Origin of the sequence: Sphingomonas metalli (assembly GCF_014641735.1) — a bacterium.
Lineage (GTDB): Bacteria > Pseudomonadota > Alphaproteobacteria > Sphingomonadales > Sphingomonadaceae > Sphingomonas > Sphingomonas metalli.
On record NZ_BMIH01000001.1, the window covers coordinates 1,171,058 to 1,186,383 of the forward strand.

General features: G+C 70.0%; 16 protein-coding genes. 3 read left to right on the top strand and 13 right to left on the bottom strand.

Annotation, left to right across the window (positions count from 1 at the left end; all coding sequences use genetic code 11):
- Positions 1 to 520 precede the first annotated feature (520 nt).
- From IEX18_RS05750 to ribA, 3 genes are all read left to right on the top strand, one after another.
- A complete protein-coding gene (locus IEX18_RS05750) occupies positions 521 to 1,132 on the top strand; it encodes a LolA family protein (RefSeq protein WP_188657686.1) in 612 nt (203 codons plus the stop codon).
- Positions 1,133 to 1,450: 318 nt separating this feature from the next.
- A complete protein-coding gene (locus IEX18_RS05755) occupies positions 1,451 to 2,233 on the top strand; it encodes an exodeoxyribonuclease III (RefSeq protein WP_188657687.1) in 783 nt (260 codons plus the stop codon).
- Positions 2,227 to 3,294 carry a GTP cyclohydrolase II gene (ribA, locus tag IEX18_RS05760; protein ID WP_188657688.1) on the top strand — a complete coding sequence of 356 codons (1,068 nt, stop codon included), beginning with the start codon at positions 2,227 to 2,229 and terminating at the stop codon, positions 3,292 to 3,294. The genes IEX18_RS05755 and ribA overlap by 7 nt, the downstream gene beginning before the upstream one ends.
- A gap of 512 nt (positions 3,295 to 3,806) precedes the next feature.
- Here the strand turns inward: ribA and IEX18_RS05765 are convergent.
- From IEX18_RS05765 to IEX18_RS05825, 13 genes are all read right to left on the bottom strand, one after another.
- Positions 3,807 to 4,208 carry a flagellar export chaperone FliS gene (locus tag IEX18_RS05765; RefSeq protein WP_188657689.1) on the bottom strand — a complete coding sequence of 134 codons (402 nt, stop codon included), beginning with the start codon at positions 4,206 to 4,208 and terminating at the stop codon, positions 3,807 to 3,809.
- Positions 4,208 to 5,656, bottom strand: a complete 1,449-nt coding sequence (fliD, locus tag IEX18_RS05770; protein ID WP_188657690.1) for a flagellar filament capping protein FliD — start codon at positions 5,654 to 5,656, stop codon at positions 4,208 to 4,210. The genes IEX18_RS05765 and fliD overlap by 1 nt, the downstream gene beginning before the upstream one ends.
- A 48-nt stretch (positions 5,657 to 5,704) precedes the next feature.
- Positions 5,705 to 6,829 carry an EscU/YscU/HrcU family type III secretion system export apparatus switch protein gene (locus tag IEX18_RS05775; protein WP_188657691.1) on the bottom strand — a complete coding sequence of 375 codons (1,125 nt, stop codon included), beginning with the start codon at positions 6,827 to 6,829 and terminating at the stop codon, positions 5,705 to 5,707.
- 4 nt (positions 6,830 to 6,833) lie between these two features.
- Positions 6,834 to 7,607 (bottom strand): flagellar biosynthetic protein FliR, encoded by a 774-nt coding sequence (gene fliR, locus IEX18_RS05780; RefSeq protein ID WP_188657692.1) that lies wholly within the window; start codon positions 7,605 to 7,607, stop codon positions 6,834 to 6,836.
- Positions 7,608 to 7,740: 133 nt separating this feature from the next.
- The gene (gene fliQ, locus IEX18_RS05785) at positions 7,741 to 8,010 is read right to left on the bottom strand and encodes a flagellar biosynthesis protein FliQ (protein ID WP_188657693.1); all 270 of its coding nucleotides are present in this window, start codon (positions 8,008 to 8,010) and stop codon (positions 7,741 to 7,743) included.
- A 167-nt stretch (positions 8,011 to 8,177) separates the two neighbouring features.
- A complete protein-coding gene (gene fliP / locus IEX18_RS05790) occupies positions 8,178 to 9,065 on the bottom strand; it encodes a flagellar type III secretion system pore protein FliP (RefSeq protein WP_188657694.1) in 888 nt (295 codons plus the stop codon).
- Entirely contained in the window at positions 9,062 to 9,331 is a 270-nt protein-coding gene (locus tag IEX18_RS05795) for a flagellar biosynthetic protein FliO (protein WP_188657695.1), read from the bottom strand. The genes fliP and IEX18_RS05795 overlap by 4 nt, the downstream gene beginning before the upstream one ends.
- A 7-nt stretch (positions 9,332 to 9,338) precedes the next feature.
- A complete protein-coding gene (gene fliN, locus IEX18_RS05800) occupies positions 9,339 to 9,641 on the bottom strand; it encodes a flagellar motor switch protein FliN (protein ID WP_188657696.1) in 303 nt (100 codons plus the stop codon).
- Positions 9,638 to 10,558, bottom strand: coding sequence for a FliM/FliN family flagellar motor switch protein (locus IEX18_RS05805; RefSeq protein ID WP_188657697.1), 921 nt, complete (start codon positions 10,556 to 10,558; stop codon positions 9,638 to 9,640). The genes fliN and IEX18_RS05805 overlap by 4 nt, the downstream gene beginning before the upstream one ends.
- Positions 10,559 to 10,561: 3 nt before the next feature.
- Positions 10,562 to 11,236 (bottom strand): flagellar basal body-associated FliL family protein, encoded by a 675-nt coding sequence (locus tag IEX18_RS05810; protein WP_188657698.1) that lies wholly within the window; start codon positions 11,234 to 11,236, stop codon positions 10,562 to 10,564.
- A gap of 19 nt (positions 11,237 to 11,255) precedes the next feature.
- On the bottom strand, positions 11,256 to 13,514 hold the full coding sequence (locus IEX18_RS05815; protein ID WP_188657699.1) for a flagellar hook-length control protein FliK: 2,259 nt from the start codon (positions 13,512 to 13,514) through the stop codon (positions 11,256 to 11,258).
- A 73-nt stretch (positions 13,515 to 13,587) separates the two neighbouring features.
- A complete protein-coding gene (locus IEX18_RS05820; RefSeq protein WP_188657700.1) occupies positions 13,588 to 14,004 on the bottom strand; it encodes a hypothetical protein in 417 nt (138 codons plus the stop codon).
- The gene (locus tag IEX18_RS05825; protein WP_188657701.1) at positions 14,004 to 15,323 is read right to left on the bottom strand and encodes a FliI/YscN family ATPase; all 1,320 of its coding nucleotides are present in this window, start codon (positions 15,321 to 15,323) and stop codon (positions 14,004 to 14,006) included. Before IEX18_RS05825 ends, IEX18_RS05820 begins: the two co-directional genes overlap by 1 nt.
- Positions 15,324 to 15,326: the final 3 nt, after the last annotated feature.

The window sequence follows — 15,326 nt, forward strand, 5'->3', positions numbered from 1 at the left end:
GCGCTTGGCGCCGTCGTAGCCCCTCTTCTTTGGGGAACATTGAACGCGCCGACACCCCGGCCCGCTCCGGTTAACACCGCGACGGCGAGACCCCTGCAAAACTCTTCCTTCCACTCCGGCGGAGGCCGGGGTCCAGATGGGGGACGGTAGTAAGCTATTGCAAAGCTTCACCCAGCTGGACCCCGGCCTCCGCCGGGGTGGCTAAGGCGTGCTGATGGCTCGGGCTTTCGCAAAGGTCTCACGTTGGCGGGGATGAAAGAAGCTTATGGAGCGCTGACACCGTCGCAAATCCCGCTTTCACCTTGCAGATGACCAAGGATCGCGCCCCTCTGCGACCAGGGATGCAGCAAGCCCGGGACGAAACACCACCGCGCCTCCGCGCCTCCGCGCGAACATAATCGTCTTCGCCGACCCGCCACGGCACGTTAGCAGCCACCCGCCCCATGCATCCTCCCCGCGCGCCGCGGGTTCAGCGGGGGTTCAACGCCGCGGCGGCAGCGCCGGCGCCATGGAGTTTCGCATGATCCGTTCCGCCCCGATCGCCCTTCTCGCCGCCGTGGCCGCGCCCATGCCGGCGGGCGCGCAGCAGGCCGATCTCGCCTCGGTCCAGCGCTTCCTGCAATCGGTGACGACGATGACCGCCGATTTCTCGCAGGCCGACCGCAACGGGCGGGTGCTGACGGGCACGCTCAGCTGGAAGCAGCCGGGCAAGATCCGCTTCCAGTACCAGAAGGACGTGCCGCTGCTGATCGTTGCCGAGGGTGGCGCGCTGACCTTTGTCGATTATTCGGTCAGGCAGGTGCAGCGCTGGCCGATCCGCAACTCGCCGCTCGGCGTGCTGCTCGATCCGCGCCGCGATCTCGCGCAGTTCGCCAGGGTCGTGCCGGGCGGCGACCCGCGGCTCGTCTCGGTCGAGGCGCGCGACCCGAAGCATCCCGAATATGGCCGCATCACCCTGGTCTTCGCCCGCGATGCCGGCGGGCCCGCGGGGCTGACGCTGCAGGGCTGGGTCGCGCTCGACAGCCAGAACAACCGCACCACCGTGAAGCTTTCGAATCAGCGGTACGGCGGAACGATTGCGGACAATGCGTTCAAATGGGTTGATCCACGTCGCACTGTTGGTCGCAGATAACAATTTCATTCATCTAGCCGACAGGTTCGGTACGCTAGAGCATCACTCGCGGATGTGGGGCGTTCGGGATTTTCCCCCCTGTTGCCCGAACCGGTACCACTTCCCGCCTGCGTGACGAACGCTAGGTCGGCCCTCGCTCCATGCCCCCGGAGCGGGGGCCTTTCTTTATATGGGCATGGCCGGCGGGTCGGCCTGCCGGACCCGTCCGACGCGGGTTCTTCGACTGCCTGTCACGGCAGGCGCTCAGGACATTCTCCGCCCGCAGCGCGCCCGTGATCCCGCTTCACCCGCGGCGTAGCGCCGGGTAAGAGCCTCTTCGTGAAGATCGTATCCTGGAACATCAATTCCGTCCGCTTCCGGATGGAGATCGTCGAACGCTTCCTGGCAGAGGCCGCGCCGGACATCGTGTGCCTCCAGGAGACCAAGGTGGTCGACGAGGACTTCCCGCATGCGCCGTTCCGTGCGCTCGGCTACGATCACGTCCTGATCCACGGCCAGCGCATGCATCACGGCGTCGCGATCGTCAGCCGCGTGCCGCTGGTCGAGGACGACCGGCTCGACTGGCAGGCGAATCAGGAGGCGCGGCACATCGGCGTGCGGCTGCCCAACGGCGTCCGGCTGGAGAATGTCTACGTCCCCGCCGGCGGCGACCTGCCCGATCGCGCGCTCAACCCCAAATTCGGGCAGAAGCTCGATTTCCTCGAACGGATGACCGACTGGTCGGCGGGGCTGACCGTCCCGACGATCCTGACCGGCGACTTCAACATCGCGCCGCTGCCCGACGATGTGTGGAGCCACAAGCAGCTGCTCGGCACGGTCAGCCATACCCCGGTCGAGGTCGAGGCGCTCGACCGGCTCAAGGCGTCGAACGCCTGGGTCGATCTCGGCCGCCACTTCCACCCCGCGCCCGCGCGGCTGCACACCTGGTGGAGCTATCGCGCGAAGGACTGGGCGGCGACCGATCGCGGGCGGCGGCTCGACCATATGTGGGCGACCGCCGACGTCGCCGCGCAGGCGACGGCGCATCATGTGTTCGAGGACTGCCGCAACTGGCTCAAGCCCTCCGACCACATCCCGATCATGACCGAATTCGCATGGTAGACGCCTCCCCCCGCGCCGCGGCGAAGGCGATCGACGCGATGCGCCGCGGCTGGCCGATTGCGATCCAGGCAGAGGGCGAGGATGCGCTGCCGCTGCTGGCGGTCGAGACGGCCGACCCGGCCGCGCTCGACGCCTTCGCACCGGCCGGCCGCTATTCCGTGCTGATCTCCAGCGGGCGGGCGGCTACGCTCAAGCTCACCAACCAGCTGGCCGCGGCCGATCCCGAGCGCCCCGTGGTCGTCGCGCCGGCGCCCTGGCTCGACTTCGATACCGCGCGTGCGCTCGCCGACCCTGCGCTCGACCTCGCGACCCCCCTCAAGGGGCCCTTCCGCACCGAGAAGATCGATCGGCCGAATGCCGCACTGGCCGCGATCCGGCTGGCGCGGATCGCCGGGCTGCTCCCCGCCTTCGTCCTCGACGGCATCGATCCCGAAGTGACGATCGCGCCCGAGGCGATCGCCCGGCATCAGGACGCCCGCGCCTTCCGGCTCGCCACCCGCGCCCGCCTGCCGGTCGAGGGCGCGGAGGATGCGGAGATCGTCGCCTTCCGCTCGCCCGATTCGGCGGACGAGCATGTCGCGCTGCTGATCGGCCAGCCCGACGGCCGCCCGCCGCTGGTGCGGCTGCACAGCGAATGCCTGACCGGCGACGTGCTCGGCAGCCTGAAATGCGACTGCGGCCCCCAGCTGCGCGCCGCGATCGCGGCGATCCGCGCGCATGGCTGGGGCATCCTCCTCTATCTGCGGCAGGAGGGGCGCGGCATCGGGCTGGTCAACAAGCTGCGCGCCTATCGGCTGCAGGACCAGGGTTACGACACGGTCGACGCCAATACCCGGCTGGGCTTCGCGGTCGATGCGCGCGAGTTCGGCGTGGCGGCGCGGATGCTGGCGCTGCTCGGCCAGCGGCAGGTGCGGCTGCTGACCAACAATCCGGCCAAGGTCGCCGGGCTGGAGGCGGCGGGAATCGCGGTCGCCGAACGCGTCCCGCACCGGCTGCCGGCGAACCCGCACAACGAACGCTATCTCGCGACGAAGCGGGACCGGACGGGGCATCAGTTATAGATTTTGGTCGGCAGGGATGGATCCGGCGGAATGTTTCACGTGGAACATTCGTGGAACGATAATCTCGAACCGTCCGCTCAGTCTGTTAGGACCGAAGTTGGAGCATCAGGCGCTCACCTCGCCCGTTCGCCCTGAGCTTGTCGAAGGGCTGCTTTCCCCTTCAACTGCACGTTTGTGGCGGATAGAAGAACAGTGCTTCGACAAGCTCAGCACGAACGGCGGGGAATGGCCGGTCGCGCTGCTACGGTGAACGCCGCCGGGAGTGTTTCACGTGGAACATTCGCGGAACGATAATCTCGAACCGCCCGCTCAGTCTGTCAGGACCGAAGTTGGAGCATCCGGCGCTCACCTCGCCCGTTCGCCCTGAGCTTGTCGAAGAGCTGCTTTCCCCTCAAAACGCACGTTTGTGGCACAGAGCAACGCAGTGCTTCGATACGCCCAGCACGAACGGAAGTGCGGGCGCTCCGCCTCGCTCCAACGAATGTTCCACGTGGAACATTGGTCGAACATCGTCACCCGGCCGAGACGGTCGCCCAGGCGGCGGCGATCTCGCCGAGATTGTCGGCCGCCTCGCGGAACGGCGCGGGGTCGCTGCCGATCGAGGCGTCGACGATCGCACGGCGGGCGCCGGCATAGATGCGCGACAGCGTCTTCGAGACCTCGCCGCCATTCTCGTAGTCGAGCCCCGCCTCCAGCGCGAACAGGATCGCCGTCGCGCGCGTCACGCGCTCGCTCTTGACCCGGTACTGGCCCTGTTCGGTCGCGCTCGCCGCCGCGCGCAGCGCCGCGACCAGCTCGGTATAGAGAAGCTGGACGAGCTGCGGCCCGGTCCTCGCCTGGCTGGTGCGCCCGGCCGCGTCGATCTCGCGGTATGTCGCCCAGGGGTCGCGCAGGAGGGTGGAAGCATAGGCCATCAGTTGTTGCTCTGCGTCCAGACCTTGACCTGCTGCTCCATGAAGGCCTGCGTCGCCTTATAGGCGGCGACGCGCGCATCCATGCCGGCGAACTGCCGGGTCAGCCGGTCGGTCATCGCCGCGGCATCGTCGGTCGCCTTGGTCTTCTGCTTGGTCAGATCGGCCTGCTGATTGGTGTAGCGGGTGGTCGCCGCGCCGAGGCCATAGGTCTTGTCGGCAGCGGCGTCGGAGATCTTCTTCAGCGCCTGGGACAGTCCGCCATTGCCCGCCGCGTCGACGGCGAACATCGCCTCGACTCCGCCCGGGTTGGAGATCAGCAGGTTGGCGAGCTTCTTCTTGTCGAGCGCCAGCGTGCCGTCGCGATTGGTGCTGACACCCAGATCCGACAGTGTCTGCGGCGACCCATCGGTGGTGCTGACGATCTTGGTGAGGGTCAGCTGTCCCAGCGCGCGGTCGAGAGCCTTGGCGGCGCTGTCGTTGGCGAGCGAGCCGGTCTTTGGGTCGATCTCGGTTTTGACGATATTCTTCAACTCATTGAAGGTCGTCACGAAGTCGTCGACCGCCGCCGAAAGGCCCGCGATCGGCGGCGTTGCGCCGAGCGTCACGGTAGTGCCCGGCTGCGCGCTCGCCAGCGTCAGATCGACGCCCGGCAACAGGTCGGTGATGATGTTCGTCGGGCGCTTGAAGGTCGCGCCGTCGACCGTCACCTCGGCATCGCGCGCCTTGGTGCCCACGGTCATTCCGGTCGTGGAAGGTCCGACCGACAGCGTCGACAGGCTCGCCGGATCGCCGGGGTTGGTGCCGGGCGCGCTGGTGTCGGTATCCGCCCCCTCGATTTCGAACGCGGCGTCCGCGCCGGTCGTCCCCTTGATCGTCAGGCGCACGCCGTTGCCGTCTTTGACGAGTTGGGTCTGGAGGCCGGTGGCGTTCTTGATCGACAGCGCGATCTGGTCGATCTTCACGCCGTCGCCGATGGTGATCGGAATGGTTTGCGCGGCGTTGAGCGTGGTCACGCCGTTGACCGTCTCGTAGCTGCCGATCTTCACGGTCAGCGTGCCGCCGCGATAGGTCTGATCGGTCGCGATCGCGGCGGTGCTGGTCGCAGCCTGGGCGCTGGCGAGCTTCTCGACGGTGATCTGGGCTGACAGGCCCTTTGCCGTGCCGCCCTTCTTAACCGCCAGCGTCGCGATCTGGCTGTTCGAGCTGGTCGGCTGCGTCGTCAGCGAGCCGCCGGCAATCAGCGCATTCAGCGCGTCGCTGAACCCCTTGATCGAGGATTGCAGCTTCGACACGCTCGAGATCTGCGCGGTCAGCGTGTCCGACTGCTTGGTCAGCCGGTCGTTGGTCGGCGTGAACTGCGCCGCGACCAGCGACGTCACCAGCGCCTTGGTGTCGATGCCCGAGCCGGTGCCGAGCGTCTTGGTGATCGATTCGTTGATCGTCGTCATCGCCGGTCCCTTGCCCTGCCTCGTTGAACGGCCGCGTAGCCGGGAATTTTAGGATGTTTTCTGCCCGTTCTCGTCGAAGCGCGCGGTCGGCGGCACCTCGACCGGCGGCTGGCGGCCACCGGCGGCGACGTTGACGCCGAAGACGAAGGCCAGCACCGCGGCGATCGGAATATAGAGGTCGTCGCGCACCTCCTGCCCCTCGCGGCTGGTGTAATAGACGGCGCGGGCGAGCTGCGGATATTCCAGCACGGGAACAGACACTTCGGCGGCGATCTCGCGGATCGCCAACGCGGTCGCGCCGCGGCCCTTGGCGACCACCACCGGCACCTGGTCCTTGCCGCGGTCGTAGCGGAGCGCGACGGCGAAATGGGTCGGGTTGGTCAGCACGACATGCGCCTCCGCCACCGCCTTGCGCGTGCCGCCCGACAGGATCTCGCGCATCTTGGCGCGCTGATGCCCCTTCGCTTCGGGATTGCCCTCGCTCTCCTTGTGCTCGTCCTTCACCTCCTGCTTGGTCATGCGCATCTGCGACAGGCGGCGGATGATCTGGATCGGGATGTCGATCCCGGCGATCGCCACCAGCCCCAGCGCCATGACGAGGAGGATGCCGGTGAAGGTGCCGCCGACCGTCTGGAGCGCGGCGTCGAGGTTCGACTGGGTCAGCCCCAGCGTGGAGCGCGAGGCGCGCCACAGCATCCAGCCGCCGACGCTGCCGAGCAGCACGACCTTGAGCAGCGACTTGGCCAGCTCGATCCAGCCGTTCATCCCGAAGATGCGCTTCAGGCCGGAGGCGGGATTGATGCGGCTCATCTTGGGCGCCATCAGGCTGCCGTTGAAGCCGAACGTGCCCAGCACCGCGCCCGAGACGAGCGCGGAGACGAGGCTGATCGCGAGCAGCGAGCCGATCGGCAGGGCCAGCCGCCACCCCGCCTGCGCCAGCGGCCGCCAGGGGGAGAAATCCTCCACATCGGCGCGGCCGAACTGGAAACTCGCCGCCATCACCTCGCGACAGGCGGACAGCAGGGTCGGCCCCATGAACAGCACCCAGGCGACGCCCGCCAGCACGACCAATGCGGTGGCGAGGTCCTTGGAGCGCAGCACATTGCCGTCGTCGACGGCCTGTTGCTTGCGCTTGGCTGTTGGGGCTTCTGTCTTTTCGCCGCCTTCCGACATGATGCTATCCCAGCACCATGGCCTGGACCGCGCCCAGGCTCTCGCGGATGATGACGAGCATATAGTCGCCCATCGCCGGGAAGGCGATGGCGAGCGCGATCACGCCGACCGCCAGGCTGGCGGGCAGGCCGACCGCGAACAGGTTGAGCGCGGGCGCGGCGCGGCTCATCATGCCGACGACGATGTTGAGGCAGAGCAGCAGGAAGCCGACCGGCAGCGCGAGGAGCAGGCCCGCCAGAACGGCGTAGCCGCCGAAGAAGGCGATGGCCTTGAGCTGCTCCGGCCCCATCCAGGCCGCGCCCGGCGGCAGCGCGTCGTAGCTTTTGAGCAGCATGTCGACGAGGACGAGATGCCCGTCGACCGACAGGAAGAGCAGGGTCAGCATCACCGAGAAGAACTGGCCGAGCGCCGGGGTCGAGCGGCCGTTCTGCGGGTCGATCGAGGAGGCGAACCCGATCCCCATCGCCCCGCCGATCACTTCGCTGGCGATCAGCGGCGCGGCGAAGGCGGTCTGGAGGATGAAGCCCATGGCCAGCCCCACCAGCGCCTCGGCGGCGATCGACAGGAAGGTCGCGAGCGCGAAGACGTTGGGCGGCGGGGTGATGCTGTGCGACGACAGGACGAGGATGCCGATCGCGCCCGTCAGCGACACGCGCACGGTCAGCGGCAGCGACACGCCGCCGAATACCGGCGCCGCGGAAAAGGCCGCGCCGACCCGGACCATGACGAAGATCAGCGCCCAAATCTGGGGTTCGATGGCCAATCCAAGCCCGAGCATCAATCCCTCTCCCGCCGGGAGAGGGAGGGAGCCGCGCAGCGGCGGAAGGGTGAGGGTGAGGGGCACGCCGCCCTCACCCTTCCCACTGCCTGCGGCAGCGGGCCCCTTCCCTCTCCCGATGGGAGAGGGTTGTTCATTTGACGAGGTCCGGGATGCGCTCGAACATCCCGATGGTGAAGTCGCTGAGCAGGCCGAGGATCAGGCTGCCGAAGATCAGGATCGAGAAGGCGACCACCACCAGCTTGGGGACGAAGGTCAGCGTCTGCTCGTTGATCGAGGTCGCGGCCTGGATCATGCCGAGGATCAGGCCCGCGAGCAGCGCCGGCACCAGGATCGGCGCCGAGGCGAGGGCGAGCACCCACATCGTCTGGTTGGCGACCGTGAGGAAGTAATCGGCGTCCATCTTGTCATCCCCGGTCCTGCACGGACCCTTGTTCATCGTGCCACCCCGGCGAAGGCCGGGGTCCAGTTGGATCGGCTTCGGCGATCAGAGCGCGGCGTCCCCCATCTGGACCCCGGCCTTCGCCGGGGTGGACGGGAGGTGACACGCCCCCACCTCCTCCAATCCGTCTACGTCGCGAACGAGTTCGCGAGGCTGCCCATGGTCAGCGCCCAGCCATCGACCAGCACGAACAGCAGGAGCTTGAAGGGCAGCGAGATGATCGTCGGCGACAGCATCGCCATGCCCAGGCTCATCAGCACCGTCGCGACGACGAGGTCGATGACGATGAAGGGCAGGAAGATCAGGAAGCCGATCTGGAACGCCGTCTTGAGCTCGGAGGTGATGAAGGCGGGCAGCAGCACCGAAAAGGGAATGTCCTTGGGGCTGGCGAAGGGGCCGGCCTTGGCCATGTCGGCGAACATCGTCACGTCCTTGACCCGCGTCTGCTTGGTCATGAAGTCGTGGAGCGGCGCGCCGGCGGTGGCGATCATCTGCGTGCCCGCCAGCTGGCCGGCGGCATAGGGCTGGATCGCGGTGGTGTTGATCTGGTTGATCGTCGGCGCCATGACGAACAGCGACAGGAACAGCGACAGGCCGATCAGCACCTGGTTGGGCGGGGTCTGCTGGAGGCCCATCGCCTGGCGCAGCACCGCGAGGACGATGATGATCCGGGTGAAGCTGGTCATCATCAACAGGATGCCCGGCAGGATCGTCAGCAGCCCCATGATGATGAGGACCTGCAGCGACAGCGACAGCGGGGCCGACTGGCCCTGCGCCTGACCGCCGAGCTGACCGAGCGCGCGGTCGACCGCGTCGCCGACGCCCGGCACCGGCGCGCCGGGGGCGCCGAGCGGCGCCGCCTGCGCAAAGGCCGGCATGGCGACGACGCAGGCGAGGAGCAGCGCGAGCGCGACCCAGAGCAGCGTGGTCAGCGGCGAGCGGGCGGGGCGCGCCTCGGCGCGCAGCGCGCGGACGAGCGCGGGGCCATGGCCGCGACGGGTGACCGAAACGCTCATGCCCGGTCCATCCCGCCCTCGACCTTGTCGACGAGCGTCACGCCGCCACGGCCGACCGAGACGAGCAGCCGCCGCCCCTCGAAATCGAGGACCGCGAGGCGCAGGCCCGGCGAGATCATCATCGTCTCCTTGACGGAGACGAGGCGGGTCGAGGGCTTGCCGGGGATGCGGCTCTCGAGCCGGCGCCAGAGATAGAGGCAGCCGATCATCAGCCCGCACACCAGCGGCAGGAGGATGACGAGCTTCAGGATATAGGACCAGAGCATGGGAGGATCAGCCGCGCTTCTCGGGGGAGACCAGCTCGGTCATGCGCACGCCGAAACGCTCGCCGACCGTCACGACCTCGCCGCGGCCGATCAGCGTGCCGTTGACGAACACGTCGAGCAGTTCGCCGGCCTGGCGGTCGAGCTCGATCACGCTGCCCTCGCCCAGGGCGAGCAGTTCGCGCAGCGTCAGGCTGGTCGAGCCGATCTCGACCGTCAGCTTGACGTCAACGTCCTGGAGCAGGCGGAAATTGGCCGCGACCCCGCCCGGGACGGCGGCGTCCACCGGAAAACCGCCGGTCATGTCGTTCATGCGTTCAGTCCTTCATCGGGGTCTGCGAGAGAGGTGAGACGGATCGCGGCGCGACCGTTGGAGGTGCCGACGGTGCCGCAGCCCAGCCGGTCGTGGCCGACCATCACCGGCACGTCGGGGGCGATGGTGATCGGGATCACGTCGCCGGCCTTGAGGTTCATCAGCAGGCTGAGCGGCACCACCGGCTCGGCGAGCACCGAACGGACCGGGAAGCGCACGCCCATCGTCGCGCGGGTCAGCGCGTTGCGCCACGCCGGATCGGGCTCCGCCTTGTCGAGCACCTTGCCGGTCAGCGTCGCGCCGTGCGGCTTCAGCGCCTGCACCGGATAGAGCATGTCGACGAACATCGGGCGGCCGGGCGTGTCGATGCCGACCCGCGTCACGATCACCGCATCCTCGCCGTCGATATCGGCGGCCATTTCGGGCCGGCCGGGGGTGAAGCTCATCCGGGTCAGCGGCTCCCAGGCGGTGCCGAGCGCCTTGGCGATCTGCGTCGCGACGCGCACCGCCATCGCCTCGGCGGCGGGCGAGAACTCGGCCGGCGGCAGCAGCGGCACCTGGCCCGACCCGCCGAAGAACAGGTCGAGCATCTCCAGGAGGAAGCGCCCGTCGAGCATCAGCCAGGCCTGGTTGGTGCCGGGCGACATCGCCAGCGGCAGCCAGGCAGTCAACAGGTCGCCGCGCTCGGCCCGGTAATCGGCGAAGCGCTGGACGCTGAGCGGTTCGGAGAAGGAGCGCACCTCGCGGCGCAGCAGCTGCTCCCACACCGGCCGCAGCCCCCGCGCGAGCCGCGCGGTGAGATGCTGCAAGGTATTGAGATCGCCGAAGGGATTGAGCTTCGACGCGCCCAGCACCGCCGGCTCGACCGGGTCTCCCGACGAGGCGCGGGCTTCAGTGATTGGCGCGGCGTTAACCATGCCTCACTGAACAACGAAACTGGTAAAGTAAACGTTACTGATCCCGCCGAATCCCTCTTTCTGCTGGAGGGTATCGTTGATCGCCTTGACCAGCCGCTTCTGGAGCGCGCGCTTGCCGTCGGAGGTGAAGACCGCCTCCTCGGTGGTGTCGCTGAGGGTCATCAGGATCGCCGAGCGGACCGCGATGTCGTTGGTCTTGAGGTTGTTGATGACCTTGTCGTCGAACGGGGTCGAGACGGCGACGCCGACCTGGACGAAATGCACCGAGTCCTGGAGGTTCGCGGTGAAGTCCTTGTCCATCGCGTAATAGTTGGAGGCGTAGACCTCGCCGCCGCGGCCGGCGGGCGTCGGCAGGCCGACGACCTCGTCGCCGCCCTCGGCTTCGCCATGACCCTCGCCGCCGCCGCCGTGGCCGCCCTCGCCCTCGCCGCCCTCGCCGGCGCGCTTCTGCTCGCTCTTGGGGACGAGCTTGGGCTTGTTGGGGTCGGCATGCTCCTCCTCGCCGGCCTTGGCACCATGGCCGCCGCCGCCGATCATGCCGGACTGCGAGGCATAGACGCCCGCGCCGACGCCGCCGCCGACGAGCACGATCAGCGCCACCGCGCCGATCAGGATCTTCTTCAGCCCGCCCTTCTTCTTGGGCGCGGCCTCTTCGTCGGGCTTCTTGTCGTCACTCATCGGTCAGGTCCTTCGAACATCAGGCGATACGGTCGTCATCATCGGCCTGGGCCGCGATGGCGTGCTGGTCCGCCCGGACGGGGCGGAGCGGTGTCTCGGGGCGCGGCTGGGGCTGACGGCCCTGGCCCTGCGCGCCCGACTGGAACGCGGCGGCCTGGTGCTGCGCCATGTTCGCCGCATTGCCGCCGCTGCCGGACGCGCCGGCATCGACGCTGGTCTGGCCCAGCCTCAGCCCGCGCGCCTCGGCCGCCTCCGCCAACCGCGGCTGCGCCTCTGCGAGAAGCGTGCGGGTCTGCGCCTGTTCGGCGGCGAAGTGGACGTGGATGGTGTCGCCCTCGCGCTTCACCGCCACGTCGATCGCGCCGAGCGCGTCGGGGATCAGCCGGATGCGCGTGTCGTTGGCGTCGGCGGCATCGCGCAGCGCCTCGATCCGCTCGACCATGGCATGCGGCCAGCGCGGCTGGGACAGGTCGAGCGGCGCCTGATGCCCGGCATCGGTCCGGATCGGCGCGGCGAGCCCGGTGGCGGTCGCCTGCAGGGTGACGGTGTCGGCAGCCGGCGCGGTGGCACGGCGGTCCTGATCGTCCGCCGCGGCGATCGCGGGCGCGAAGACGCGGCCGGCGGGGGCGGGAGCGGCAGGCAGCTGTGGCGGCAGCGGCGCGGCAGGAATGGCCGCCGCGGCGGCGGGCGCGGTGCGGGTCGAACTGTCCGTCGCGGGAAGCGGGTCGGCGGCCGTGATGGGTGCGGCCGGGGCCGGACGTGCGGCGGCGGGTTCGACCGCGACGAACCGCCACGGGGTCAGCGCGGGCGCCATGGTCTCAGCCGGAGCGGCGACGTCCGGCATCGCCTGTGGCACGGCGGCGAGGGTAGCGGGCGCGGGCGATGCCGCTGTGCGGATCGGTCGTGCAATGGAGGCCGATCCGGGCGCGGCAGGCGCGACGGCGCTTCGCACCGCCTGCGGGATCGCAGCGGCGACGCGCGCCGCCTCTGGCTGCGCTGCCGTCACGACGGGCGCGGAAGCGGCTGGCGCGACGGGCGCGGGAGTGGCTGGCGCGACGGTGTCGATGGCGACGCGGGCCGCGGCGGAGGGCGCGGCCGGTGCGGACGGGCCGGGTGACCCGGACTCTCGCGACGCCGGCGTCGGGAGGATCGATGCCTCGACCCGGCGATCGGCTGCGGCCGGCATGGCGGCGGCTGGCTCCGGCCGTTCGGGTGCCGCGGTGACGGGCTTAGACGACGGCGGCAGCACAGCGACGTCCGGCCCGGGCGTCGGGATCTGCGGCAAGTCGGCCGCGACATCCTGCACGGGCCGCCCCCGCGACGTGGCTGGCTTCGGCGACGGCGCCGGAGCCATGACCATTTTCTCCGCCGCCGTTGCGGGAGCGCGGGGCGTGTTGATCGTGGCGGCCTCGACCGGACGTGCGGGCGCAGGATCCGGCATGTCGGGCGCGCGCATGCCGGCAGGGTCGGCCGGTACCGGAATGGCGCGCGCATCGGCGACGATGGGAGCCGCCGTCGGCACCGGCCCGGCGTCCCGCGCGGGCGCAGGCGCTTTGGACGGGACGGCCGTCCGGACCGGCGACGCGGCCTTTCCGCCCTTCGCCACGCGCGGGGCGGCGGGCACGACGGGTTCCTCGCTCTCGGCCTTTGGCGATGCCGGGTCACGGGTCGGCTTCTCGGTCGAGGCGAGGCGATCGGGCAGAAGCGGCGGTGCGGAGTCGGCCGGCATGGCCGCGGCCTGCGGCGTATCGGTCGCGGGCCGATCGTCCTCGGCCGGCAACGCATCCTCTTCGGGATCGGGGTCGGAGCGCAGAGCAGCCTTTGGCGGCGTGCGCGTCGGCACCGGCACGGCGAGCGGAACGGCGGCAGCTTCGGGCCGGGGCAGCGCTGGCTGGGCGGGCGCTTCGTCCTCGATCGGCAGAATATCGGGCAGCGGCAGGTCGACGATCAGTCGGGCCTGCGGGGCCGCCGGACTGGCCGGCGCAGCCGCCGCCACCTTCAGGAAGCGGGGATCGACCGGCAAGGGTGCGGCCGGAGCGGCACTATCCGGCAATGCCGCGCCGGAGGCGGCAAGGTCTTGCCGGTCGGTCCCGGCCTGGCCGGGCAGGATCGGGATCAGCGGCGCGGGGGTGGCCGGTACCGCCTGCACCACCGTCGCGACGAGATCGGCACCCGCCCCGCCCTCGGCATCGGGCAGGGCGAAAGACGCTGAACCACCGGCGTAATCGCCCGCAGGCAGGCCGCCCGCAGGGGCGACGCCGCGCGGGGGGGCGATCATGGGCAGGGAGGCGGTCAGGCTAATCATGCGCGCGGTCGCTCTGGGCTTTCCGGTCGTGATACTCAGCCGTCACTCAGCAAGGATCGTGCCGTTTCTTCGCCTGGGGCGGCGCATTCTGCAGATCGCGCGCCTCGCGATAGAGCGCCTCGCGCCGGGCGCGGTCGATCAGCTTCTCCACCGCGCTCTGGTCGCGATGCGCGGCGCGGCTGGTCTCGCCGGCGCGCAACATGCGCTGCTCGGCCTGTTCGACGCGGAAGGCGGCGGCATCGGCCGAGCGGTGGAGCCGCTCGCGGAACAGCGCGGTGCCGGCCATGCCATAGCCGCCGGTCGAGGCGGGCGCGGGCGCCACCGCCTCGACCAGCGCGGCGATGCGGCGGGTCATCTCGGTCTCGCTCGCCAGCGCGGCGGCGGCGCGGACCTCGTCGGCGCGGGCGAGGTTGAGCTGCGCGGTGCGGACGCGGTGGATGCGCTGGAGCGTGCGCGCGTCCATCAGCCGTCGCCGAACACGCCGGTCAGCTCGGTCGCGGCGGTCTCCAGCCCGACGACCTCGTCATAATCCTGGCGGACATAGTCCATGATCGCGGGATGATAGGCGATGGCCGCGTCGATCGCGGGATCGGCACCGGCGCGATAGGCGCCCATCAGCACCAGGTCGCGATTCTCCTCATAGGTCGCCAGATGGCGGCGCAGCACGCGCGCCGCCTGGACGTGCGGGCGCGAGACGATGTCGGTCATCACGCGGCTGACCGAGGGACCGACGTCGATCGCGGGATAGACGCCGCGCTCGGCCAGCGCGCGGCTGAGCACGATATGGCCGTCGAGGATCGAGCGGGCCGAATCGACGACCGGATCGTTGCCGTCGTCGCCATCGGCGAGCACGGTGTAGATGGCGGTGATCGAACCGGTGCCGTTGGCGTCGGCGCCGGCGCGCTCGATCAGGTTGGGCAGCATCGCGATCGCGGACGGCGGATAGCCGCGCGCGGAGGCGGGCTCGCCCAGCGCCAGCCCGATCTCGCGCCCCGCATGGGCGACGCGGGTCAGCGAATCCATGATCAGCAGGACCTTCTTGCCCTCGGCGCGGAAAGCCTCGGCGATCGCGGTGGCGCGCAGCGCGCCGCGGATGCGGAGCACCGGCGAATGGTTGGCGGGCACGGCGACCACGACCGAGCGGGCGCGCGCCTCGCCGGCGACCTTGGTCTCGAGGAAGTCGGCGACCTCGCGGCTGCGCTCGCCGATCAGGCCGATGACGATGACGTCGGCCTTGGCGGCGCGGACCATCATCCCGAGCAGCACCGATTTGCCGACGCCCGAGCCGGCCATGATGCCGACGCGCTGGCCCTGGCCGATGGTCAGCAGGCCGTTGATCGCGCGCACCCCGACGTCGAGCGGGCGCAGCACCCGGCCGCGGTCGAGCGGCGACTGGAGCTTGCCGGCGAGCGGCCAGCGCCCGGCGCCGCGGATCGGCCCCAGCCCGTCGATCGGGCGTCCGGCGCCGTCGACGACGCGACCGAGCATCGCCGCGCCCACCTCCGCCTCGCCCGGCGGGCCGATCGGGCGCACGGGGGCGCGGGGCAGCAGCGCCGCGGGGCCGCCGAGGTTCATGAGCAGCGTGCGCTCGCCCCTGAAGCCGATCACCTCCGCCTCCACCGTGTCGCCGACGCGGCAGACGGTGCCGACCGGCAGCTTGAGGCCCACCGCCTCCATCAGCAGCCCGTCATAGGAGGCGAGCCGGCCCGACACGGTCGGGGTCGGGCGGAAATCGGCGTTGGCGAGGGTGCCGAGATAGTCGGCGGTGAAGCGGTTCAGCATGGT

Coding starts and splice junctions, on each gene's coding strand:
- IEX18_RS05750 (WP_188657686.1), top strand. CDS start 521: ATGATCCGTTCCGCCCCGATCGCCCTTCTCGCCGCCGTGGCCGCGCCC.
- ribA (WP_188657688.1), top strand. CDS start 2,227: ATGGTAGACGCCTCCCCCCGCGCCGCGGCGAAGGCGATCGACGCGATG.
- IEX18_RS05765 (WP_188657689.1), bottom strand. CDS start 4,208: ATGGCCTATGCTTCCACCCTCCTGCGCGACCCCTGGGCGACATACCGC.
- fliD (WP_188657690.1), bottom strand. CDS start 5,656: ATGACGACGATCAACGAATCGATCACCAAGACGCTCGGCACCGGCTCG.
- IEX18_RS05775 (WP_188657691.1), bottom strand. CDS start 6,829: ATGTCGGAAGGCGGCGAAAAGACAGAAGCCCCAACAGCCAAGCGCAAG.
- fliR (WP_188657692.1), bottom strand. CDS start 7,607: ATGCTCGGGCTTGGATTGGCCATCGAACCCCAGATTTGGGCGCTGATC.
- fliQ (WP_188657693.1), bottom strand. CDS start 8,010: ATGGACGCCGATTACTTCCTCACGGTCGCCAACCAGACGATGTGGGTG.
- fliP (WP_188657694.1), bottom strand. CDS start 9,065: ATGAGCGTTTCGGTCACCCGTCGCGGCCATGGCCCCGCGCTCGTCCGC.
- IEX18_RS05795 (WP_188657695.1), bottom strand. CDS start 9,331: ATGCTCTGGTCCTATATCCTGAAGCTCGTCATCCTCCTGCCGCTGGTG.
- fliN (WP_188657696.1), bottom strand. CDS start 9,641: ATGAACGACATGACCGGCGGTTTTCCGGTGGACGCCGCCGTCCCGGGC.
- IEX18_RS05805 (WP_188657697.1), bottom strand. CDS start 10,558: ATGGTTAACGCCGCGCCAATCACTGAAGCCCGCGCCTCGTCGGGAGAC.
- IEX18_RS05810 (WP_188657698.1), bottom strand. CDS start 11,236: ATGAGTGACGACAAGAAGCCCGACGAAGAGGCCGCGCCCAAGAAGAAG.
- IEX18_RS05815 (WP_188657699.1), bottom strand. CDS start 13,514: ATGATCGCCCCCCCGCGCGGCGTCGCCCCTGCGGGCGGCCTGCCTGCG.
- IEX18_RS05820 (WP_188657700.1), bottom strand. CDS start 14,004: ATGGACGCGCGCACGCTCCAGCGCATCCACCGCGTCCGCACCGCGCAG.
- IEX18_RS05825 (WP_188657701.1), bottom strand. CDS start 15,323: ATGCTGAACCGCTTCACCGCCGACTATCTCGGCACCCTCGCCAACGCC.